We start from the raw sequence: 23,950 nt of genomic DNA, 5'->3' as shown, positions 1-23,950 counted from the left end.
AAAGGCAATCCGGAGACTAACGATATTTATCTCTCTGCACCTTTGCTATGGTCTTTCTTGTTTGATTTAGTTTTATCGTCTGTCTTAAAGCTTTTTATTTGCTCTAATATAGACTTTTTATACTTATCATAATAACATCCAAGTTTTGAGTACAAAAAAAGACGATATAGTATTTAATTTCTATCGTCTTGTATCTTTAGTATTTAGTTTTATTTAGCTCGACAAACTGGTATTTGTTAATTTGTAAATCTTAACAAATACCCATTGGGATCTTGAATTAAAAACTCTATTTGCATTTCTTCTATTTCATTAACTTTATATATGTTTCTGGTTAGATCTCTGTATAATTCTATATTCAAATTATTCACTAATTGATACAGTTCTTCAATATCATCGACAGCTATTGAAAAATTTATTCCTCTTCCTAAAGGATATACTAGCTCACCTATATTCCAACCATCATCATGAATTTGTTCGAACATAAACTGACTTTCTTGAAAAGACATGAAAACGAATTTATCTTCAACACGTTCATATTCAATTTTAAATCCTAATTCACTATAAAATTTCTTAGTCAGATTAATATCAAAAACTGATAATTCAGGAATCATCCTACTAAAATCCATATTCCCTCCTTGACAAATACTAATTTATCCAAACCGCTTTAATTTTATCATTTATCAATTCAATAAACGCTATCACAGTTACTCCTACCATCGGAAGCCCGTAAGGACTAAATAGGAAACCATTAACAAAGCCATAAATACCTATTCCGACTTCTCTTGAATAAAAGAAGCTAACGCCCAAAATAAGCAGAACACCATAATGATATACAACAAAGCCGTTCCAATACCAAGTAGGAATGTCATAAATGTAGAAAGTCATATGCTGTCATTCTTTTCTATTAAATCATTTTGAAGTGTCTCAAGGCATCCATGATAGCTTCTTCTTTTTCAGGTGTACACTGTGGAATAATTTGTTTCTCCTTTTTAGACTTGTTGTAATGTTCTCGTAATTCTATTCCACATTTCTTTTTTATCTGTGCAATATATAATGTCGAAACTTTTAATTCAAATTTATTCCAAACATATTCTTTGATTTGAGCATATGTTGCCTTACTTTCAGCACTTGTCAAATCAAGCTCATCCAGCTCAATTTCAATATTTATATGCTTATCGACATCAAGTTTGGACAAAAGTGCTATGGTCTCCACATGCATTGTCTGCGGGAACATATCTACAGCCTTAATTTTTTCTAGTTTATAGCCTAATTTTTCAAACCTACTTATATCTCTTGCTAGGGTTTGTGGGTTGCAGGAGATGTAGATTATTTCTTTTAGGCCACTTTTGCCTATTGTTTTTATTAGGTCTTTATCGAGTCCTGCCCTTGGTGGATCTACTATTAGGCTGTCGATTTTTTCTTTTTTTATAAATTTTTCGTCTATATATTTGGCGTTTTTGGCTATGAATTTAAAGTCTTTTAGGTCGCTTAATTCTGCGTTTATTTTTGCATCTTGGATGGCATTTTTGTTTATTTCTACGCCTACAAGCCTATCGCCGTTGATTGCTATCGATGATGTGGCTGACCCGCAGTAGAGGTCTAGGACTTTTTTGCCTGGCCCTAGAAGTTTTTTTGCTTCCCCGTAAAGATTTTCTATTTGAAAGTCATTTACTTGGTAAAAGTCATTGGCACTTATCCTGAAGGTTTTGTCAAAAATCCTATATTCCAAATGTTCCTTACCTGAAATATTTATATTTTCTTTTCCTACTATATTTATAAAGAATGTACTATTTGAGTATTTTTCTTTGATATAGGATAATGGCTCTTTATTCTCTCCTAAATCAAGGTTTATCATCACATTTTCGCCAGTGGTTCTTATGGTGATTTCCTTAATTGTACCTGGGAATTTTTCTGAAATATCTTTTGTGATTTCTTCTATTTTGTCTAGATTTTTGCTAATTTCTTCTCTTGCTAAGAGACAATCTTTTATGTAGACTAGATCATTTGAGTAAGACTTGTTATAGGCAAGACGTCCGTCTTTTTCTACTTGAAGCCTAATTTTATTCCTATATCTTAGCTCTTTTGATGGGATTATTTCAATATCTTCCAGTTTATAGGAAGTGGATTTGGCTATGGCTTGTAAAATGAGATTCTTTTTTATTTTTAGTTGTGTTTGATATTCTATATCCATAATAGTACAAGCTCCACATTCATAAAAATATGGACATGGAGCTTGTGTTTTAACTGGGCTTTCTTTAATTGTTTTTATCTTTTTTGCATTGTAGAAATTTTTCTTTTCTTCTATGACTTCAATGTCGCAGACTTCGCCGTAGACTGCGTCTTCGATAAAAGCAACCTTATCAGGAGTTTCTCCGACTCCCCTCCCATCTATTAGGATATCTCTTATATAGATATCTTGGTATTTCATTAGATTACTTTTGTTTCTCCGTTGTAGATTACTCCGCCTATTGGGTCTACTGTTATGATTTGACCATCTTGAACTAGGCTTTGAGCACTTACAGCTCCTACTACTGCAGGGATGCCAAAGTGTACAGCTGCTACTGCTGTATGGCTTGTTAGTCCGCCAGTTTCTGTAACTATAGCTGAAGCTTTTTCTATAAATTCTGTTATGTCAGAATCTGTAAATTTGGCTACGATTATGTCGCCCTCTTCAAATTTGCTTTCAAGTTCTTTTTTAGTTGAACCGATTACAACCTTACCTGAAACAGATTTTGCACCTATACCTGTACCTGATGTGATGATATCACCGATTACATGAACTTTGATTAGGTTTGAAGATCCGCTTACTCCTAGTGGAACACCAGCTGTTACAACTGTTAGGTCGCCTTCTTCTAGGTAGCCTTCAGAAAGACCGCCAACTATTGCTCTTTCGATTAGCTCATCTGTTTCGTGGGCTTCTTTAATTACTAGTGGGTAAACACCCCAAACTACTGATAGTTGTCTAGCGACTATGTCTGTTGTAGTTGCGGCAATTATATTTGTTCTTGGTCTAAATTTAGATATTACTCTTGATGTATTACCGCTTGATGTACATGAAATTATTGCTCTTGCGTCTAGTTCTCTTGCTATTTGACAAGTAGATCTTGCTATTGAGTTGGTTGTATTTCTTCTAGATTCTACCTTTGTGTTGTATACTTTTTCTATGAAGTCATCTGATAATTCTGTTGTTATACAGATGTCTCTCATTGTTTTAACAGCTTCTACTGGGTATTTACCACCTGCTGTTTCACCTGAAAGCATAACACAGTCAGTACCATCGATAATAGCGTTAGCAACGTCTGTTGTCTCTGCCCTTGTAGGTCTTGGGTTTCTAATCATAGAGTCAAGCATTTGAGTAGCAGTAATAACTGGTTTTGCAGCAGCATTACATCTTCTGATAATGTCCTTTTGAACTCCTGGGATTAGCTCAGTTTTAATTTCTATACCTAAGTCTCCCCTTGCTACCATGATTCCGTCAGATGCTTCAATGATTTCTTCGATATTGTCAACACCTTCTTGAGATTCAATCTTAGATATGATTTTGATATCTTCTCCGCCGTGGTCTTCTAGGACCTTTCTTATATCATAAACGTCTTCTTTTTTACGAACGAATGAAGCAGCTATAAGGTCGATACCGTTTTCGATACCAAACTTAATGTCATCAACATCCTTAGGTGTGATTGATGGTAGGTTGGTTTTTGATCCAGGAAGGTTAACTCCCTTATGGTTTGAAAGTACACCATTGTTTTGAACTCTACAAACTACGTCTGTGCCATCTTTAATTTCAATTACTTCAAGTTGAACAAGACCATCATCTATGTAGATTTCACTACCAACTTTAACGTCTTGTGGTAATCCCTTGTGGGAAACAGAAACTATATCTTGGGTTCCCATAACGTCTCTTGTTGTTAGGGTAAAGATGTCGTCTGGTTTAAGGAAGATTTCCTTTACATTGTAGTTACCAGTTCTAATTTCTGGTCCCTTTGTATCTAACATGATTGCTATTGGTTTGTTTAGCTTTCTTCTTAGTCTTCTGATTGTTTTGATTTTTTCTAAGTGTTCTTCATGTGTACCGTGTGAAAAGTTAAGTCTTGCAACGTTCATTCCGTTTTTGATAAGTTGTTCAAGAACTTCTGGTTTTTCACTTGATGGTCCAATTGTACAAACAATTTTGGTTTTCTTTAAAATTTCTGGTTGCATTTTTTCTCCTATCTTGATAAGCTATTTGCTAGATCATATAAACTCTCATCGAAAACTGACTTAACAGATGTAGCTTCGTCTATACTTACTTCTATAATTTGACCATTTACATAACCTATAGCAAGGCCTGTTTTCTCTTCTGATAATAATTCAACAGCCCTAGCGCCCATTGCTGAGCCTAGAAGTCTATCTACTGCAGAAGGTGAGCCACCTCTTTGAACGTGGCCTAAAACTGTTACCTTTGTTTCGATACCAGTTTTTTCTTCAAGTTCATTTGCAAGAGCATATGGATCACCAACGCCTTCAGCAAGTGTAATTAAGTGGTGGAGTTTTCCTCTTTTCCTACCATGTTCCATCTTGGCAATTATTTCATTAATTGAAAACTTATGCTCAGGCACGATAATGGATTCGGCACCACCAGCAAGACCTGAATATAAAGCAAGATCTCCGCAATGACGGCCCATTACCTCTATAACAACAGCCCTACCGTGAGAGCTTGATGTATCTCTTAATTTACCTATGGCATCTGCTACAGTTTCTATAGCTGTAAAAAATCCTATAGTGTAGTCTGTATAACCCATGTCATTATCTATAGTACCAGGAATGCCGATGGTTTTGATTCCTAAATCTGAAAGAGCCTTAGCTCCCTTGAATGATCCGTCACCACCAACTACAATTAGCCCTTCTATACCATAGTCAGCAAGGATTTCTGCCCCTCTTTTTTGACCTTCTGGTGTTTCGAATTCAAGACTTCTTGCAGTACCAAGGATAGTACCACCCTTGTGGATGATGTCTGCTACAGAAGAAATATTCATTTCATAAATATCACCCTTCATAAGACCATCGTATCCATTTCTGACGCCCTTAATTCTCATAGATTTATTTATTGCGGTTCTAACAGCACCTCTAATGGCAGAGTTCATGCCCGGAGCGTCGCCACCGCTAGTAAGTATACCTATTGTTTTCATTATCTCTCCTCATTTTGTCTTAACATTTTCTTTGCCAAGCCTATCTTCAAATAATTTTATAGTAGAATCATTGATATCAACCCATAATTTCGAATCAAGGCCAACTAACTTTTTCTTATCTTCAAAATAAATCTTTACAGGGTTTTTGCCGAAATTTGACAAAATTAACCCTTTGACATCATTATACTCTTTATATTGCATTTTTAGATATAAAGTTTTAAGATTTGACTTTTCTATGTCAATAAATTCTGACGCTAATAATTTTACGTCACTTTCATCACTTTGCAATCTTCCTTTAACAATCACAATATTATCATCATCGATTAGATTTCTATACTGGCTATAAGTCTTAGGAAAGATGACCATTTCAATATTTCCATACATATCTTCAAGGGATGCAAAAGCCATCAAATCACGTTTTTTTGTTGTGAGCTCTTTTTTATTATTAATAATCCCCGCCATGGTGACAAAATTACCGTCAAGCCTTGCAATATTTTCCTCTCCGACTTCTTCCCTATAATTTGTTGTAAAATTCACAATATTTGATAAGGCTAGGCTTCTTTCTGATAAAGGATGTTCAGAGATATAAAAACCAAGGACTTCCTTTTCTAGTTTAAGCTTAACTTTTTTAGGATATTCGTCAATATCTGGCATATCTATATCAGTTTCTTCTTGTTTTTCTCCCATGTCTAGGAGGTTCATCTGGCCGGTGACATTGATCTTATTATTATCGTGAACTGTACTTATAGCCTTTTCAAAAATCGCCATGAGTGACGACCTGGTATAGCCAAGACTGTCAAAGGCTCCGGCCTTGATTAGGGATTCTATTCCCTTTTTATTTAAGGCCCTAGAGTCAGTATCTTCAACTCTTTCTAGGAAATTTTTAAAATTCGTAAAGGCGCCGCCCTCTTGCCTTGCCTTGACAATGGCTTCAATTAGGTTAAGACCAACATTTTTAATTCCCGATAGGCCGAAGATAATTTTTTTATCTTCTACTTCAAAAGTGCCAGTAGACTTATTTATATCTGGTGCAAGGACTTCTATGCCAAGTCTTTTAGTCTCTGATACATAGGTATAGAGCTTGCCTGTCTGATCCATTACAGAAGAAATCAGATTTGCCATATATTCTTCTGGATAATAGTGTTTTAGATATGCAGTTTGGACTGCCACAAGTGAATATGCCGCAGAGTGGGATTTGTTGAAGGCGTATTTAGCAAAGGAAATCATTTCATCATAGATAGTATTTGCAGCTTCCCTATTTACACCATTTCTGACTGCACCTGGAATTATAACTTGGCCATCTTCATCGACCTTACCATTTATAAAAATATCCCTATTTTCTTCCATGACTGCCATTTTCTTTTTAGACATGGCACGCCTTAAATTGTCTGCTTCGCCAAGTGAATAACCAGCAAGCTGTTGAACTATTTGCATTACCTGTTCTTGGTAGACGATTATTCCATAAGTCACACCCAGGATTGGCTTTAACTTTTCGTCTAAAAAGGTGACATCTTCTGGGTTGTTTTTGTTGTGGATATATTTTGGTATTTCATCCATAGGACCTGGCCTAAAAAGTGAGTTTGCCGCAATTAGATCATCGAAAACTGTTGGTTTAAGATTTTTTAAAAAGGCCCTCATCCCCGCTGACTCAAACTGAAATAGTCCAATAGTCTTAGCCTGGTTAAATTGTTTTATAACGTTCACATCATTTACGTCAATTTTTCTTATATCGACATCTACGCCGTAATTTTTCTTGATGTCCTTGATGGTATCCTTGATAACTGTGAGGTTTCTTAGACCCAAAAAGTCCATCTTCAAAAGTCCCAATTCCTCAATCTCTGTCATATCAAACTGGCTTACCACCTGGTCATTTGATAGGGCAAGGGGAATTATGTCTGTGAGTGGGTCTTTAGAAATAACTACACCTGCAGCATGGATTGAGGTGTGGCGTGGTAGGGCTTCAAGTTTTTTGGCTGTATCAATAAGTCTTTTCCCCTCAGCGTCTTTTTCGTAAGAAGCCCTAAAAGCATCTGATTCTGCCAAAGCTTTGTCGATAGTCATGCCGATTGTAGCTGGTATTTGCTTAGCAATTGTATCAACCTTTCCATAGGCAATATCAAGAACCCTACCAACATCCCTAATGGCGTTTCTTGCCTGCATCCTACCAAAGGTTACAATTTGCGAAACGTGGTCCCTGCCATAGAGGTCATTTACATATTCAACTACCTTATCCCTTAGGACGTAGTCAAAGTCTATATCAATATCGGGCATGGATACCCTTTCAGGATTTAAAAACCTCTCAAAAATAAGATTGTATTTCAAAGGGTCAATCTGGGTAATATCAAGGGCATAGGAAACAAGAGAACCCGCCGCAGAACCCCTGCCTGGTCCCACCGCTATGTCGTTTTTTCTAGAATAATTCACAAAGTCCCAAACAATCAAGAAATAATCAACATAACCCATGGAATTTATTACGTCAATTTCCATTTTGGCTCTTTCCACTATCTCATCTGTGACTGTTTCATATTTCTCAGAAATGCCTTCGTTTACTAATAATTTCAAATAATCTAAATTTGTAAGGCCTTCTGGGACTTTTGTGTAGTAAGGAAGGTGGGGTTGGTGGAATTTAATCTCAACATTGCAACGCTCTGCGATTTTCCCAGTATTTTCGATTGCTCTTTCGTAATCTTTGAAAATTGTTGCCATAGTTTCAGGATCTTTTAGGTAAAATTCCCTATTTGGCATCTTCATCCTATTTTCATCTTTAATCAATGAACCAGTTTGGATGCACAAGAGGACATCCTGATAATAGGAATCTTCCTTGTTTATGTAGTGGACATCGTTAGTTGCCACCATTTCTATGCCTAGTTTCCTATGAAGATAGGCCACACCTTGGTTGACCTTTTTTTGCTCAGCCATGCCATGGTCTTGGATTTCAAGAAAATATGATCCCTTTCCAAAAGCATTTTCATATTTTAAGGCAGTTTCTTCTGCAGCCTTCATGTCCCCTTCCAAAATCCTTTGATTAACTTCACCATTTAAGCAGGCAGAAAGAGCAATTAGGCCTTCTGTGTGATTTTTTATATAATCAAAGGACACCCTTGGCTTGTAATAAAAACCATTAACATAGGCTTCAGATACAATTTTAACTAGGTTTTTATAGCCAGTATTATTTTCTGCAAGCAAAATTAGGTGGTAGTACCTCCTATTAGTTGGGTCTTTTATCTTATGGTCTCTTTCTGAAACATAGACCTCACAACCAATAATAGGCTTTATACCACGTTTTTGTGCTTGTTTATAAAATTCTATGACCCCATACATCTGGCCATGGTCTGTGATGGCAACAGAATCCATTCCGAGTTCTTGACACCTATCCAAAAGTTCATCTATCCTTGTAAAACCATCAAGAAGAGAATATTCTGTATGGAGGTGGAGGTGGGTAAATTTTGTAGTCATAGTAGCTCCTTTAAAAAAAGACTTGCTCTCACAAATCTTTTGCTAATTTAATAAACTTTTGCAGTCTATAGTTAATCTTGGCTTTACTTAGAGGTGGATTTAGCATCTCGCCTAGTTCATCTAGGGATAAATAAGGATTTTCAAGACGAAGTTTTCCTATTTTTTGGCTTAAGTCATCGACCTCGTCAAACCTTCCCTCGTCTATAATTTTATTTATAGCGTCTAGCTGGGCTCTTGCGGCTTTTACAGTCCTATCGATGTTGGCATTGTCAAAGTTATTTACCCTATTGACATCATTCCTGATAGACTTCATTGCCCTCACATTTTCCAACTCAAAAAGTGACTGCATGGCGCCGATAACCACCAAAAAGTCTGAAATCTTATCAGAATCCTTAAGATAAATTATATTGTAATCAAGCCTTTGGCTGACTTTGGCATTTAGGTTAAAGGCATCCATAGAATCTTTAATTATCCTTGCCTCTTCCATATTTTTACCAACAATTTCAAGGTTGTAGCCCCTCTGAGGATCATTTACCGACCCCCTAAAAATAAAGGCAATCTTCAAAAAGCCTTTGATTTGATTTAGACTTACGTCCTCGATATTAGAATAATTTTCTAAAAAACTTTGGTTTCTTAAACTAATTAATTTATCAGATACATCGGCATCTTCAATTATAACCACATAGTCTCTTTTATTTTTTTTATCAGGGTTGTCCTGGATTTCAAAGGTTGGAGAATAGCCATATAAATCTGAGATTAATTTATAAATGTACCTGGCTTCTTGATTGGCGTCGGTTTTAAAAATCACATTAAAACCAGCCGAAGAAATCCTAATTGACCCTATAAAGTGGGCTAGAGAGATCAATTCACCTTCAAGGTCTATTGGTTCTTTTTTTAAGAGTTCCTTCTTGCATCTTTGGGAAAAACTCATATTAGTCCCTAATCCTTCTCCTTAATTTTTCAATATCCTCAGAATCCACGCCCGCATGAAGAAGATATGCTTCAAAGCTGCCATATTTTTTTATAACATAGTCATAAGCTTCTTTCATGTAATATGGGTCTGTAATCCTAAATATTGAAAAAGGTTCGTCTTCACCATAATTTTCTATATAGCCAAGATGGGCTGAAGATGTCTCGTAGTCAGCTATAATATCTCCCCTAGGCACATCTGCAAGACCCATTATAATCATTGAAACAATACCAGTCCTATCCTTGCCTTCTTGGCAATGGTAAAGAGCAGATCCTTCTGCATTAGCAAGGACACTTACAATCTCTTTAACAGCTGGGTAGTGGTCAATTAAATTCCTATAAGACTGGCCAACAGTAATTTGTCCAGAAATAATTTTATCGATTTCTTCCTTCCTAAATTCCTTATCTGGAGCTAGGGAAATATGGTGATAGTCAAAATTTTCCTTGATTTTTTTGTGGGTATCAGATTCAAAGTCAATCTCATTTTCCCTTCTTAGGTCAATAATTGTTGAAACATTCAAATCTTTTAAATCATTTATATCAACATCTTCTACATCGTCAAGGCTTGCTGCCCTGAAATATTCGTGCCACTTTGTTGACCTATTATCAAGAGTTGGCACTCCTCCCAGGTCTCTGGCGTTTTTTATATGTTCTAGGTCTAATCTTTTTAAATATCTCATCTTACCACTTATCCTTTTCTCTATGTTTTTTAATTAGTATATAATCGTCATCTTTCATCTTCTCATACATTTTTTCTACCATGTAAACCGACCTGTGTTGGCCACCAGTGCATCCAAAAGCAATGGTAATGATATTCTTCCCCTCTTTAGCATAGGCGGGTAGGAGTCTCTTTATAAGGCCATATACCCTATCTTCAAATTCCTCTATAATATCAAATTGGCTAAGGTAGGCTGCTAATTTTTCGTCTGTGCCGTTTAATTTTTTAAGTTCAGGCACATAGAAGGGATTTGGAATAAATCTCATATCAAAAACAAAGTCAAAGTCAGCACTCACGCCGTACTTATAACCAAAAGATATGAGGTTTATTATCATATTATTAGTTTTATTGCTACTTGACTCTATGACTTGTCTTAGTTCAGCAATTTTGTAATTTGTAGTATCTATTAACTTATCAGAAATATCTCTGATTGGCTTAAGTAATTTCTTTTCCTTTTCAAGCCCATCTGAAACATTGCCGTATTCTCCTAATGGATGTGGCCTTCTTAGCTCGTTATATCTTTTTTGGATAATTTCATCACTAGAATAGATAAAGATTATTTCAGTGTCTTCATTGGCTTTTTTTAGACTTTTTATAGATTTATAAATATCATTGTCTACTGAAAATGACCTAAAATCTATAACAACAGCCATTTTTTCTATTGGATTTTTTTGGTATTTATTTAGTTCTATGAATTTTTCCACCAAATAGGCTGGAGCATTATCCATAGCATAGTATCCTAAATCTTCATAGGCCCTTAGGGCTGTTGTCTTGCCTGAGCCAGAAAGACCTGTAATTATCTTTAATTTCATCTATAATTCTCCGACTAATTTTACCTCACGCTCTAAAACAAAGCCTGTTTTCTCCCTTACAATATCTGAAACATGGTTTATGAATTTTAGCATATCCTCACAAGTAGCAGCCTCCCTATTTATAATAAAGCCGCAGTGTTTTTCACTAACTTGACAGTCGCCTTCCCTAAAACCTCTAAGGCCGCATTCGTCAATTAATTTTGATGCATAAGATCCCGTTGGTCTTTTGAAAGTTGAGCCAGCTGACTTTTTATCAAGTGGTTGTTTGGTTTGACGCCTGTTTGTAAAATCCTCATATCTTTCTCTAATCAAATCTTTATCGCCTTTTTCTAGTTTAAACTTAGCACTAACCACTATAAGATTATCATCAAAAATTCTTGAATGTCTGTAAGAAAAATTCATTTCTTCGTTTTTAAATGTATGAAGATTTCCTTCAAAATCAAAGGCCTTAATTTCTACAGCTACGTCCTTGATCTCCCCACCATAGGCACCAGCATTCATAGCCACAGCTCCGCCAACTGAACCTGGTATACCGGAAATTTCTTCCATGCCAGCAAGACCTGCCTCTATCGCTGCAAGACTAGCCTCATTTAAAGATGTACCAGAAAGTGCTGTGAGATAGTCGCCATCAATATCTACTTTGTCAAAATTATCACTAAGGATAATAACACATCCCCTGATACCCTTATCGGATACCAAAAGATTTGATCCCTTGCCCATGACAAAAGTTTCTATCTTGTTTTTGTAATTAAATTTTAAAAGTTCTTCTAATTCTTCTATGGTAGTTGGCCTTGCAAGTACATCTGCCGGACCGCCTATACCAAAAGTTGTATATGTTTTTAAGTCTTTGTTAAAGTCTATTTGACCGAATTTTTTGTTATTATAAAGAGATTTGTAGTCCATAATTTCTCCTTTTTATCTATTTCTTATATACTATACCATTTTGGGATGAAAACTCTCTTAAAAATATTGACTAAAAATTTGTAATTTTCATAAAACTTTGGTAGAATAATAAAGATGAATAAGGAGGAGGTGTAAATATGGCAAGAGCATGCGATATATGTGGCAAAGGTACAGCTTCAGGTAAGTCTGTAACATTCTCACATAGACAAATTAACAGAACTTTTAAAGCAAACGTGCACAAAATAAAAGCTATTGTTGATGGCACTCCAAAAACTATTAACGCTTGTACAAAATGTATTAAAAGTGGAAAAGTAGAAAAAGCTTAAGCTTTTTTAGTTTAGTACTAAATTAAAAATTTTTAAACTGGCCCTGTGGTCAGTTTTTTAATTTAGAAAAAAATAAGCTGGTAGATGAGAAATCCTCATTACCAGCTTTTTCTTTTTATTCGTATTCTTTAAAAATTTCATGATAGGCTTGTATCTGACCACCTATATCTTTTCCGAAAATATCAGAGCCTGATACAATCTCATCCACACCCAGGTCTAAAACTTCCCTTACATTGGTTGTTTTAATGCCGCCATCAACTTGGATTTTAATATCTAAGCCATTTTCATCAATATATTTTCTGTAAAGAGTCATTGTGGCCTTGGTCTCTGGCATAAATTTCTGCCCACCAAAACCAGGTCTTACACTCATTACCAAAATCAAATCGATTAGATCAAAATATTCTAAAAGTAATTTTGGATCTGTTTCTGGTTTGGCTGTAAGACCAACTTCCATTCCAGAGTCTTTTATAGCTTTAAGGGTCTTTCTGAGATCTTTGCAGGCTTCATAATGAACAGTAATCCTATCTGAACCCGCTTTTTTAAAGTCATCTATATACCTAATTGGCTCTTCAATCATTAGGTGGGTATCAAAGAAATAATCATTCTTACCCCTAATGTCAGAAATCACCTTAAAGGCAAAGGAAATATTTGGCACAAAAATCCCATCCATAACATCTATATGGAGCATTTCTATGCCCAAACCCTTGGTCTTATCTAAATCGTCTTGTAGGTTTGCAAAATTTGCTGAAAGTAATGATGGGGATAATTTTACCATTTGTTAAGTCTCCTTTGTTTTAATTCTTCAAATAACTGTAAATAATTTTTATAACGTGACTGGGAAATTTTTCCCTCTTCTAGATCTTCTTTGACCCTGCAAGATGGCTCGTTGATGTGGTTGCAATCCTTAAATTTGCAGGCCCTATCCCTTAATTCCACAAAGGTGTTTTTAAGGTCATTTTCATCTTCCAAAAAATCAAAGTCAAAGGAATCAAAGCCCGGAGTATCGAAAATAAAAGTATCCTCACCGAGTTTAAAAATTTCTGTGTGGCGAGTGGTATTCTTTCCCCTCTTTGATTTTTGGCTTATATCTCCAATTTCAATTTCCTTATCAATTAAGTTTGATAAAAAGGTTGATTTGCCAACACCAGACGCTCCTGAAACTGCAGAAGTTTTGCCCTTTAAGATTTCTCTGATTTTTTCTTTTGGAAAATCCTTGTAATTATCAATTAAAATTACTTCATAGCCAATATTTTTATAAATATTAGCCAGTTCTTCTATTTTTTCTTTAGAAGCCAGGTCTATTTTTGTAAGCATAATAGTCACACAAATATTTAAATATTCACACATGGCTAAGTACTTATCAAGATTATAAAGGTTAAGGGGTGGATCGTTTATAGTTACAAAAACCAAAAGCTGGTCAATATTTGCTATATTGGGTCTTTTGATTTCATTTTTCCTAGCAAGTAATCTTGTAATATAAGCCTTAGAATCTTCTAAGACCTCTATTTCAACATTGTCTCCTACCAAAGGCTTTTTGTCCTTTACCCTAAAATTCCCCCTGGCCTTGGCCATATAAACATTGTCCTTAGTGTCTACATAATATAATTCTTTTTGACTTTTAATTATTTTTCCAATCATTAATTAACCTGGTATACTCCGTAAGACTCATCATCAACTAGGACTTCAACGCTTGTTCCAGACATAGACATAAATTTAAGAACTAGGACTCCGTTCTCGTTTAAGTCACTTGCTGTATGGTAATCATTGTAAAGTAGGTCACTCCTATTGCCCTTATTATCAACCTTATAGATTTTGACATTGAAGTTTTCCTTATCAGTTGCAACATTTAACCTAATTTCAACTTCCCTATTAGGACTTGATTTCTTTTCTTCTTCCCCAAGGCTTATTACAAAATCTATTGCTGAATTTTCTGCAACCTCTGTTTCTGCACCAATTGATTGGCTAATGACATGGCCCTTGTCAATACTTGATGAATATTGATAGTCAACATTTCTTACTCTTAAGTGATTATTTCTTGCAGTTGCTATAGCATCCTTCTCAGACATACCAACATAGTTTCCAACCTTTATTATCTCTGTTGTATCTTCTTTTCCAACTGAAATCACAAGATTTATTTCAGTTCCTGATTGAACTTTGGCACCAGATGCTGGTTCCTGCCTAATTACCAAATCTTTATCAACAGTATTTGAATAATCTGTAGATGTTGTACCTATCTTAAGTCCAAGGTCTTTTAAGGTTTCTTCTGCCTGGCTTAGGTTCATATTTTTAAGCTCAGGAACACTTATTTCCCTACCAGATGATATAACAAGGTTTACAATAGTTCCCTTCTTTGCCCTTGTGGATGCATCAGGGTCTTGACTCATGACCTTGCCTTTCTCATATTCATCGCTTTCGGCATTTCTTGCTATATTTGCCCTAAAACCACGTTTTTCAAGTTGTTCAACAGCTTGTTCTTCTGTTAGGTTTACAACTGTTGGCACTTCTATTTCATCTGTAGAATTTCTTGAACTAAAGAAATACACAGCTGCAACTAAGATAAAGGCAAGAAGGGCCAGTGGCCAAATTTTTATAGAAGTTTTTTTCTTTTTCTTTTTATTCTTTTCCTCACCAGTTGATACATAAACTGCTTCCCTATCTTCTTCAATAGGCTCTTGGTAGGATTCTTTTTTTGGAACTACAATCGGAATTCTTGCTGTATCTTCAAAAGTATCCTCACCCTTAACTAGAGATTCGTCATCAAGGGCCTCAATAAGCTCGCTTGCATTTTGAAACCTCTCAGTTGGGTCTTTCTTTAAAAGCTTCATAATTATGTAGTTTAAATGCTTAGATAGATTTGGATTTATCTCCCTTGGAGGAATTGGATCATCTTGTATATGCATAACTGCAATTCCTACAGAATTATCCGCATCGAAAGGCACCCTACCTGTCGCCATTTCATACATGACAGCACCCAAGGAATAAAGGTCAGATTTTAAGTCTACAATCTTACCCTTTGCTTGTTCTGGGGAAATATAATGTACTGTTCCTAAAATTGAGCTAGTATAGGTTATAGTCGCGTTTGATGACACCCTTGCTATACCAAAATCAGTTACCTTACACAAACCATACTTATCAATCAAAATATTTTGTGGTTTGATATCCCTATGAACAATGCCCGAATCATGAGCTGACTTGAGAGCTTGGGCGATTTGGGTTGAATAATCGATAATATCGTGATTTTCAAGGACCTTTTCACGGTCAATCAAATCTTTTAAAGTCTCGCCCTCAACGTATTCCATAACTATATATTGTATTAGCTTGCCATTTAGCATATCCTTGCCTATATCATAAACATTTACAATATTAATATGGGAAAGCTTAGCAGCTGATTGGGCTTCGTTATTAAATTTCTTAGAAAATTCATCATCTTCAGCGTATTGGTCTTTTAAAATCTTGATGGCAACGTACCTATCAAGAAGTCTATCTTTGGCCTTGTAAACCTTGGCCATACCCCCTACGCCTATTTCTTTTATAATCTCATATCTACTGTCTAAAATTATTTTATCCATAATACCCTCTTATAGTAAAATCGTTGTAACAGTAATATTATCCCTGCCACCGTGGTCAATAGCTGCTTCTATCAACTTTGTTGAAATTTGATAGGGATCCTTATTAGCTTTTACTATATCTTTTATCTTATCATCTGTTAATTCGTTTGTAAGCCCATCTGTAACCATCAAAACTATGTCGCCTTCTTCCATAGGAAGAGACTTGCTATCAGGATTAATTTTTTCTTCTGTGCCTACAGCCCTAGTTATGGCGGACTTATTTATGAAGTTTTCTGCCTCATCTTCTGTTAAAGAACCACTATCCAAAAGGTCATTTACTAAGGAGTGGTCCCTGGTAAGCTGGCTTAAGGATTCATTCCTGTAAATATAAGCTCTGGAATCACCCAAGTGGGTTAGGTAATAGACCTTGTTTTTATGGTCTAGGCAAAGGCAAACTACTGTTGTCCCCATCCTTATGTCGCCTTCCTCAAGGGATAATTTGTAAATTTCCTCATTGGCATATAAGATTGCCTCTTCTTGGAGATTTATATAAGAATCATAGGCGCTTAAATCTGCTTCTTTTATGTATTTTATAAAAAGCTTGGATGCAAGTTTGCTAGCAAGGTCACCCTTGCTATGACCACCCATTCCATCAGCGACTATGAAAAAGTCTAAATCTCCCAGGCTAACATTTGAAAATGAGTCTTCGTTCTCACTTCTAATCTTGCCAATATTTGTGATTGTGCTAAATTTCATCCTTACCTCGCGTAATTATTTCTTAGTTGGCCACATGAAGCATCTATATCTTGGCCCATGGACCTCCTAATTGTAGCATTTAGGCCTCTTTTTGTAAGTCTTTCCTTGAAGTCTTCAAGGGCCCTTGCACCTGGTTTTTTATGGTCAAATTCCTCTATTGGATTTAGGGGAATCAAATTTATATGGACATTTTTTCCAAAAAGCAGGTCGTGGAGGTTTTCCACGTCTTCTTTTAGGTTATTAACACCATCTATTACAACATATTCAAAAGAAACCCTACGGCCTGTCTTGTCAAAATAATAATCTGTAGCCTCTATTAGGTCCTTAATATTATATCTTTTGGCAACCGGCATATAAACAACCCTTTTTTTATCGTCTGCATAATGAAGACTAAGGGCTAGATTTACGTCAAGGCCAGTGTCTGCCAAATCTTTTATCTTTGGAGCAAGACCTGATGTAGACAAGGTTATAGACCTATGGGATAGGTTTCTACCCTTAGGATCTGTAATTATTTCTATAAACTTTTTAATATTAGAAAAATTATCTAAAGGTTCGCCAATGCCCATTATTACAATATTTGAAATTGGTCCGTTAACTCTTTCTAAAAGATAAACTTCTTCGATTAGCTCTGAAGCTGTCATATTTCTAACCAATCCATTTTTTGTTGATGCACAAAAAGTACAACCCATTCTACAGCCAACTTGGCTTGAAATGCAGATTGTAGACCTATCCTTATAATCCATGTAAACTGCTTCTACTATATTTTTATCAGCAAGTTCCAAAAGGTATTTCTTTGTTGAATCCATTTTTGATTCGAAAGTCTTAAGGACCTTTATTTTATCAAAGTAAAATTCAGTTTTAAGGTCTTCTCGCATCTTTATTGGCAGGTCGGTCATTTGATCAAAATCATTAATTCTATTGACATGAATTGACCTATAAACCTGTTTGGCCCTAAATTTTTGATAGGATTTCTCCTTAAATAAGTCTTCAATTTCACCTATTGTCTTATCATTTATACTAATCATTAATTTTCCTAAATTTACTGATGAAAAATCCATCAGTCTTATCTTCAAAACTTTTGTATTCTATAAAATCTTTGCCGTCAATTTGAACCAATTCTAGGTTTTCTTTTCCTAATAGAAATTTAAAATTATCCCTATTTTCAAGTGGACCTATAGTACAGGTTGAATAGACTAAATAACCGCCTTTTTTGACGTATTTTATAGCATTTTCTAGAATCTCTCTTTGAAGGCTTCCTAGCCTTACAATCGTTTCCTTAGTTCTATTATATCGTATTTCAGGCTTTCTTCCTACTACTCCGAGCCCAGAACAAGGAGCATCGATCAAACAATAGTCAAATTTGTTTGAAAAATCTTCTACAAAGCTTGAAGCATCAAAGTTTGTAAGCTTTATATTTTTTAGTCCCAATCTCTCGATATTTTCTAAAATAAGCTTATTTTTAGCCTCTGAAATATCATTTGCAACAATTTCTGCTGTATTTTTTGTATATTCACCAAGGTAGGTAGTTTTTGTACCTGGGGCTGCGCATAAATCTAAAATCCTACTATTTTCATTCGGATCTAAGACCTCAACCGCCTTCATAGATGCCTCTTGCTGGATGGTAAAAAATCCATCCTCAAAAAATCTAGACGCCGCAAGTCCAGCAGGATTTTTAACTATAAGACTATTTTCAGAAATATTTCCTTCTTCTATTTCAAATCCAGAATCTATAAGAAAATTTTTTATATCCTCTTTATTAGTCTTTAAATTATTTACCCTGATAGATAGGTCCTTGATCCTGTCAGCATCCCTCAAAAAAGCCTTGGTGTAGTCCATTCCGTAAAAATCATAGATATATCTAGTAATTTCTTCTGGGAAAGAATACCTGATTGATAGGCTCTTTATGTCGTCTTTTTCATAAATTGTCGCAACTTCCTTTTCGTCCCTAATAAAGGCCCTTAGGATAGCATTGACGAAACCTGTTGACCTCTTATTTTTAGACTTGGTTAGGTCTACAAGTTTATCAACTGTCGCATAGTCCTTAGTTTCTAAAAAGTGAATATTATAAATTCCTATTTCTAGGATTAAGAGCACATTTTTGTGGATTTTCTTAAGCCTGATGTCAGATAATTTCCTAATCATGTAATCGATGTAGATTTTATTTTCCAAAACCCCATAGACTGTTTTTGTGATTAGAGGAAGGTTATTAGCCCTTCCCGCATAAGTATTTATCATATCTGATGACTTTTGATCTTCATAGATAACGGCTTTTAGAATATTAAAGATTATATCAAGATCAGTCATTTTCTAATACGAAACCCACTTCTATTTCATTTCCCAAAAGGAAAGAAGCTGTATCCATGGCTTTTTTACCAGGAAATTGGATTTTTTCAATCCTAATTGATCCATCTCCTGTTCCTATGACAATTTTATCCTTTTTGTTAGCTGCAAGAATTTCCCCTGGCTTGCCTTTTAAATCTCCTAAACTTGCCTTGTGAACCTTGGCGTTTTGTCCCTTATAGTCAAAAAAGGCCACAGGAAAACCAACCAAAGCTCTAATTTGATCTAAGATTTGGAGGCTTGTTCTATTCCAGTCAATCCTTCCCATTTCCTTATCAATTTTTGTGCAATATGTTGCTTTATCATCATCTTGAACAATCCTATTTTCATAAACTTGGTCAAAATTTAAAAGAGCATCCCTAATAGCTTCTGCACCGATTTTGCCGAGTTTATCTTCTAGGTCAAAATAATCATCACTTGGGTCAATATCCATTTCTCTTTGGATAAGGATATCCCCAGAGTCCATGGCTTTTTCAATTAACATGGCGGTTGCAGCTGTCTTTTCGTCCCCATTTAGGAGGGTAAACTGCATTGGACTAGCTCCCCTGTAAAGTGGGAGTAATGATGGGTGGAGGTTTATTATCTTATCCTTAAAATTATCTAAAAGTACATCTTTTATTAGTTGGCCAAAAGCAACTACGACAATGTAGTCAATTTCTAGGTCTTTAAGCATATTTACAAAGTCTTCTGTATTAATAGAATCCGGTGTTTCAACCCTAATGCCATTGTCTTCTGCGTATTTTTTGACAGGAGTAGGACTAAATTTATTTCGAGACCTCCTCTTATCTTTTCCTGACACAACTAGCTTTAAATTTATATTTTCATCCTTATAAAGAATATCCAAAGTCTGCAAAGCAAACTTTGGATTACCCATAAAACATATATTAATCATTGATTTCTACCAATTCTTCTGGCTTGTACTCTTCGATATACTTATCCTTAAATAAAATACCGTCGAGATGGTCAATTTCATGGCAAAGAATTACTGCTGGAAAGCCGTGGGCGTCCCAGATCTTTTCCTCTCCATTTTCATCTAAATATTTAACTTTAACATGCTCTGGTCTTTTTACAGTCGCATTAAATTCAGGTATAGAAAGACAACCTTCTACCCCAATTTGTTCTCCGTCTTTTTCAATTATTTCTGGATTTACAAGTTTTACTAGGCTATCTTCCCCATCTCTTGGGTCCACAACAATAACCCTTCTAAGGATACCTACTTGTGGAGCTGCAAGGCCAACCCCATCTGCGTCATACATAGTCTCTGCCATGTCATCTAAAAGGACTCTAATCCTGTCTGTAACTTGATCTACCGGTCTTGAGATCTTTCTTAAAATCGGATCTCCGTCTATTCTTATATTTCTAATTGCCATACTTCCTCCTTTGGAATAATTCCTAGAATTTATCTGCAATTTAATCTTTCTTATCCTTACTATTTTACTAGTTTTAGGCTTTTATTCAATTTTCTCCAAAGCCTATGGAATAAAGCTTTGAGATACCCTCATCATCTATGGTTACGCCATGGATTTTCTCCGCAAGCTGCATGGTAGTCTGCCTGTGGGTAATCATGATAAATTGGGTCTTATCTGATAGGCCCTTTAAGTATTCTATATATCTTTTGATATTAGCTTCATCAAGGGCAGCGTCAATCTCATCAAGGATTGAAAATGGAGCTGGATTTTGCTCAAAAATAGCAAATAAGAGAGCTACTGCTGTGAGGGCCTTTTCTCCTCCTGATAATAACGAAATTGATTTTAGGGACTTACTTGGTGGTTTTGCCTCAATTTCAACTCCTGCTGTCAGGAAGTCTTCGCTATCTAATATTAGCCTTGCATCTCCACCCATGAAAAGAATTTTGAAAATCTTGGTAAAATTCTCATTTATGATGGCAAAGTTTTTGGAAAACTCATCCTTCATTTCCTTTTCAAGTCTTACTATCATCTTTTCTATATCTGCCTTTGAATTTCTCAAATCCTCGACCTGAGCGTTTATAAAATTAACTTCCTTGTCGATATTATCAAAATCTTCGAGAGCTGTTTCTGTGAAAAATCCTACTTCATTTATCCTTTTTTGGATGTCTATTAATTCAGATTTTGTTGGACTTATTTTCTCATCTGCCTTAAATTTCTCAGCCAAATCATCAAGGCTCATTGTTATATAAGGGCTAACCTCATCTTCCAGATTCTTATAATTTTCATTGGCAGAATCAAGTTTATAAGAAATTTTAACCCTCTCTAGATCAAGGTTTTTTATTTCTTCCTCAAACTTTTGATTTTCCTCAATTAATTTGCTATTTTCGCCCTCTCTTTTTGATAGGCTATTCTTTAGGTCGGCGATTGTTTGACTTAATTTTTCAGCTTCTTCTTGGTAAAGCTTGATTGATTTTTCTAGAGTTTCTGCCTTTTTCTTTGACTCTTCTAGGTCATTTTCTAGATTAGCAAATAATTTTTCCTGGATTTTTTTGTTTTCCCTAATGTCTTCCAAGGAATTTTTGATATTGGCCAAGGAATTTTCCAAAAGGCTCTTATCCCTCTTATTTATTTCCAGCTTGTTTGTAAGACTAATGATTTCTTCTTTTAAAATATCAAAAGCCTTAGACTTTTCAGCAAGTTTAGTATTTTGACCTTCTAGGTCTTCCTTAAGGCTAATTTCTTCTGCCTTAAGTCTTTCAATATCAATGTCAGATTCCCTTTCTTCATAGTCAAGACCTGATTCATCAAGGTCTGTCCTCTGCTGGCTAAGAGATTCTATCTTTAACCTCAACCTTTCAATGTCGCTTGCAAGGTCTTTTTTCTTCTTATCTTTTTCTTCAAAATCTTGTTTTAAGTCTAATAGTTCATTTTTCTTAGTACCTAAGTCTTGGTTTATTTCAGAAATTCTTTTTTCGAAATCTTTTTGTTTTACACTTAAGTTATTTATCGAATTTTCTAAATCACTTAGTTTTTTCTTCCTATTTAAAAGATTGGTTGATGAACGTTTATTTTTATTAGTTCCTGCAACCATTGATCCCCAAGTGTTGATTATATCAAGGTTTAAACTTATTATCCTGTATCCTTTTATCTTTTTGGATAGGGAAATAGCGTCATCTATATCTTTTACAACCACAGTTGAGCCCAAAAAGTGGCCGATAATACTTGTTAATTTGGGATCATAGGCCACAAGCTCATAGGCCATGGCTATAACTTCAGGCTCTCTTGGTCTTTCTTTCAAGAATGAATTTATAGAATCAATTGGTAGGAAGGTTAGCCTGCCTAGCCTTTCCCTATTTACAAAATTTATTAATTCTCTGGTATCATCCTTGGTCCTTGTTACTATATTTTGAAGGCCTGAACCAATCAGAGTATCAATTATTTCCTCATAACCATTTTTTACTGAAATCAAATTGGCAAGAGTGTCTAAATAGAAGCCTCCAAGGCCGTTTATCTTTGTCTTTTTAAGAAAATCTTGGACAGGGTAAAAGTATCCCTGGTTATTTTCCAAAAGATTTTTTTCAATTTTATAATCAGAAAGGAGGGACTTTAGGTCTAATTTTAGATTATTTAGGCTAGAGATTGACCTATCTAATTCCTCATTTGCCACGTTTATAGCATCAGCAAGATTATTTGTTTTTTCTTTTAGGTCAAAAATTTCACCATCTATGATTTTTTCAGCCGCCCTTAGGGACTCGTATTCTTTTTCAAGTTCAGCTATTTCTTGGTCAAGCTTTTCTATTCTTTGCCTTTTCTCTTCAAGGTCTTTTTTTCTTTTTTCATCTATGATAGCCCTTGATTTTTCAAAGACTTGGTAGTCTAAAATCATAGCCTTAACTTCTTCATAGGCTATTTTTTCCTTGAAAATTTCATCATTTAAGGATTTTATTTCCTTTTCTAATCTGTCCCTAGTTTCTTTTTTGCTTTTCAAATCATTTTCAATTTCAAGGATAGATTTTTCTATTTGACCAAGGCTATCTTCCTTTTCCTCTAATTCCTTAGAATCTTTACTAAAATTAGTCTCAAGACTTGATAAGACATCAGCAATTCTCGCCCTATCCTTTTCGTCATAATCGAGTTTTTGCTCATTTAGTTTTAGGCTTGAATGGGCCTTTTCTATATTTTTCTCATAGGAAGAAAGGCTCGCCAAAAGATTTTCAAGCCTTTCCTTATCAAGATTGTAGTCTTTTTTGAAGGGACTGAGCTTTTCTTTTATTTCTAAATTTTGACTTTCCAGACTCTTTATATTTTCATCAAGATCCCTAATTTGATTTTTAAGATTATCTCTCTTTTTTATTAGGTCATAAGACTTGTTTTTTAGATAAAAAAATGATTTTTTATTTATTTCTTCGGTCAAATCTCTGTGCTTTAGATAATTTTCCTTGTAGGTCTTAAATAAATTGTAGTCTTTTTTCTTATATTCGAGTTCTTTCTCGATTATTTCAAGGTCATCATTAACAGACTCTAGCTTCTTGCTAGCTTCATCACGCCTATACTTGTGCTTAGAAATACCAGAAGCTTCTTCAAATATAGCTCTCCTATCCTTAGGAGAAGACATAATTATCTCATCAATCCTGCCCTGGCCAATTATGGAATAGCCTTCCTTACCAACACCGGTGTCAAAGAATAATTCCCTAATATCCTTAAGCCTGACTCTCTTGTCATTTATTTTATATTCATTTTCCCCAGACCTATAGATCCTACGAGTGATAGCGACCTTGTCATAAGGAATGTCGAGCTTCTTATTTTCATTAGAAAAATTAAGCTTAACTTCAGCTATATTCATGGAGCTTTTTGCCCCTGTAAAGATAACATCCTTCATATTAGCCCCACGAAGGCTTTTTACGGATTGTTCTCCCAAAACCCACCTTACGGCGTCAGAAATATTAGACTTGCCTGACCCATTTGGACCAACAACTGCTGTTATCTGGCTATCAAATTTTATTGTTGTCTTTTCAGCAAAGGACTTAAAACCCTTAAGCTCTATA

The 23,950-nt window shown here is 35.2% G+C and carries 20 protein-coding genes; 1 reads left to right on the top strand and 19 read right to left on the bottom strand.

The annotated features are described in order from the left end of the window. Window positions 1-236: 236 nt before the first annotated feature. From AC1EJ5_RS02280 to murB, 10 genes are read right to left on the bottom strand one after another with little or no spacing between them, the layout of a single operon-like run. Window positions 237-626, bottom strand: a complete 390-nt coding sequence (locus AC1EJ5_RS02280; RefSeq protein ID WP_479814305.1) for a bleomycin resistance protein — start codon at window positions 624-626, stop codon at window positions 237-239. 19 nt (window positions 627-645) lie between these two features. Continuing rightward, window positions 646-885, bottom strand: a complete 240-nt coding sequence (locus AC1EJ5_RS02275) for a CD1845 family protein (protein ID WP_479814303.1) — start codon at window positions 883-885, stop codon at window positions 646-648. Between the two features lie 19 nt (window positions 886-904). Next, window positions 905-2,428 (bottom strand): 23S rRNA (uracil(1939)-C(5))-methyltransferase RlmD, encoded by a 1,524-nt coding sequence (gene rlmD, locus AC1EJ5_RS02270; protein WP_479814301.1) that lies wholly within the window; start codon window positions 2,426-2,428, stop codon window positions 905-907. After that, window positions 2,428-4,200, bottom strand: a complete 1,773-nt coding sequence (gene pyk / locus AC1EJ5_RS02265; protein WP_479814299.1) for a pyruvate kinase — start codon at window positions 4,198-4,200, stop codon at window positions 2,428-2,430. The genes rlmD and pyk overlap by 1 nt, the downstream gene beginning before the upstream one ends. A gap of 8 nt (window positions 4,201-4,208) precedes the next feature. Continuing rightward, window positions 4,209-5,168 carry a 6-phosphofructokinase gene (gene pfkA / locus AC1EJ5_RS02260; RefSeq protein ID WP_223420586.1) on the bottom strand — a complete coding sequence of 320 codons (960 nt, stop codon included), beginning with the start codon at window positions 5,166-5,168 and terminating at the stop codon, window positions 4,209-4,211. Between the two features lie 9 nt (window positions 5,169-5,177). After that, window positions 5,178-8,624: a DNA polymerase III subunit alpha gene (locus tag AC1EJ5_RS02255; protein ID WP_479814297.1), complete on the bottom strand. Its 3,447-nt coding sequence runs from the start codon at window positions 8,622-8,624 to the stop codon at window positions 5,178-5,180. Window positions 8,625-8,652: 28 nt separating this feature from the next. Next, window positions 8,653-9,555, bottom strand: a complete 903-nt coding sequence (gene whiA / locus AC1EJ5_RS02250; RefSeq protein ID WP_479814295.1) for a DNA-binding protein WhiA — start codon at window positions 9,553-9,555, stop codon at window positions 8,653-8,655. A gap of 1 nt (window position 9,556) precedes the next feature. Then, window positions 9,557-10,273: a tyrosine-protein phosphatase gene (locus tag AC1EJ5_RS02245; RefSeq protein WP_479814293.1), complete on the bottom strand. Its 717-nt coding sequence runs from the start codon at window positions 10,271-10,273 to the stop codon at window positions 9,557-9,559. A 1-nt stretch (window position 10,274) separates the two neighbouring features. After that, entirely contained in the window at window positions 10,275-11,123 is an 849-nt protein-coding gene (gene rapZ / locus AC1EJ5_RS02240; RefSeq protein ID WP_479814291.1) for an RNase adapter RapZ, read from the bottom strand. Further along, window positions 11,124-12,026: a UDP-N-acetylmuramate dehydrogenase gene (gene murB, locus AC1EJ5_RS02235; protein WP_223420591.1), complete on the bottom strand. Its 903-nt coding sequence runs from the start codon at window positions 12,024-12,026 to the stop codon at window positions 11,124-11,126. A 137-nt stretch (window positions 12,027-12,163) separates the two neighbouring features. Between murB and rpmB the strand changes: the two genes are divergently transcribed. Beyond that, complete coding sequence (rpmB, locus tag AC1EJ5_RS02230) at window positions 12,164-12,352, top strand: 50S ribosomal protein L28 (RefSeq protein WP_209773937.1); 189 nt, start codon at window positions 12,164-12,166, stop codon at window positions 12,350-12,352. Window positions 12,353-12,467: 115 nt separating this feature from the next. On the opposite strand, the gene rpe is transcribed toward rpmB, so the two are convergent. From rpe to smc, 9 genes are all read right to left on the bottom strand, one after another. Then, on the bottom strand, window positions 12,468-13,127 hold the full coding sequence (rpe, locus tag AC1EJ5_RS02225) for a ribulose-phosphate 3-epimerase (RefSeq protein ID WP_223420592.1): 660 nt from the start codon (window positions 13,125-13,127) through the stop codon (window positions 12,468-12,470). Continuing rightward, window positions 13,121-13,990: a ribosome small subunit-dependent GTPase A gene (gene rsgA, locus AC1EJ5_RS02220; protein ID WP_223420593.1), complete on the bottom strand. Its 870-nt coding sequence runs from the start codon at window positions 13,988-13,990 to the stop codon at window positions 13,121-13,123. The genes rpe and rsgA overlap by 7 nt, the downstream gene beginning before the upstream one ends. Next, window positions 13,990-15,921, bottom strand: a complete 1,932-nt coding sequence (pknB, locus tag AC1EJ5_RS02215; RefSeq protein WP_223420594.1) for a Stk1 family PASTA domain-containing Ser/Thr kinase — start codon at window positions 15,919-15,921, stop codon at window positions 13,990-13,992. Before pknB ends, rsgA begins: the two co-directional genes overlap by 1 nt. Window positions 15,922-15,930: 9 nt before the next feature. After that, on the bottom strand, window positions 15,931-16,656 hold the full coding sequence (locus tag AC1EJ5_RS02210; RefSeq protein ID WP_479814288.1) for a Stp1/IreP family PP2C-type Ser/Thr phosphatase: 726 nt from the start codon (window positions 16,654-16,656) through the stop codon (window positions 15,931-15,933). Window positions 16,657-16,658: 2 nt separating this feature from the next. Next, entirely contained in the window at window positions 16,659-17,681 is a 1,023-nt protein-coding gene (gene rlmN / locus AC1EJ5_RS02205; RefSeq protein WP_479814286.1) for a dual-specificity RNA methyltransferase RlmN, read from the bottom strand. Beyond that, complete coding sequence (gene rsmB / locus AC1EJ5_RS02200) at window positions 17,674-18,960, bottom strand: 16S rRNA (cytosine(967)-C(5))-methyltransferase RsmB (RefSeq protein ID WP_479814284.1); 1,287 nt, start codon at window positions 18,958-18,960, stop codon at window positions 17,674-17,676. Before rsmB ends, rlmN begins: the two co-directional genes overlap by 8 nt. Beyond that, complete coding sequence (fmt, locus tag AC1EJ5_RS02195; protein WP_479814282.1) at window positions 18,953-19,888, bottom strand: methionyl-tRNA formyltransferase; 936 nt, start codon at window positions 19,886-19,888, stop codon at window positions 18,953-18,955. Before fmt ends, rsmB begins: the two co-directional genes overlap by 8 nt. After that, window positions 19,881-20,366 carry a peptide deformylase gene (gene def, locus AC1EJ5_RS02190; RefSeq protein ID WP_223420599.1) on the bottom strand — a complete coding sequence of 162 codons (486 nt, stop codon included), beginning with the start codon at window positions 20,364-20,366 and terminating at the stop codon, window positions 19,881-19,883. The genes fmt and def overlap by 8 nt, the downstream gene beginning before the upstream one ends. An 85-nt stretch (window positions 20,367-20,451) precedes the next feature. After that, window positions 20,452-23,949, bottom strand: a complete 3,498-nt coding sequence (gene smc / locus AC1EJ5_RS02185; protein ID WP_479814329.1) for a chromosome segregation protein SMC — start codon at window positions 23,947-23,949, stop codon at window positions 20,452-20,454. Window position 23,950 lies beyond the last annotated feature (1 nt).

Source organism: Anaerococcus sp. C0059F3 (assembly GCF_056590475.1).
The sequence above is the reverse complement of the archived record's forward strand: the minus strand, read 5'-3'. Positions and strand labels throughout refer to the sequence as shown.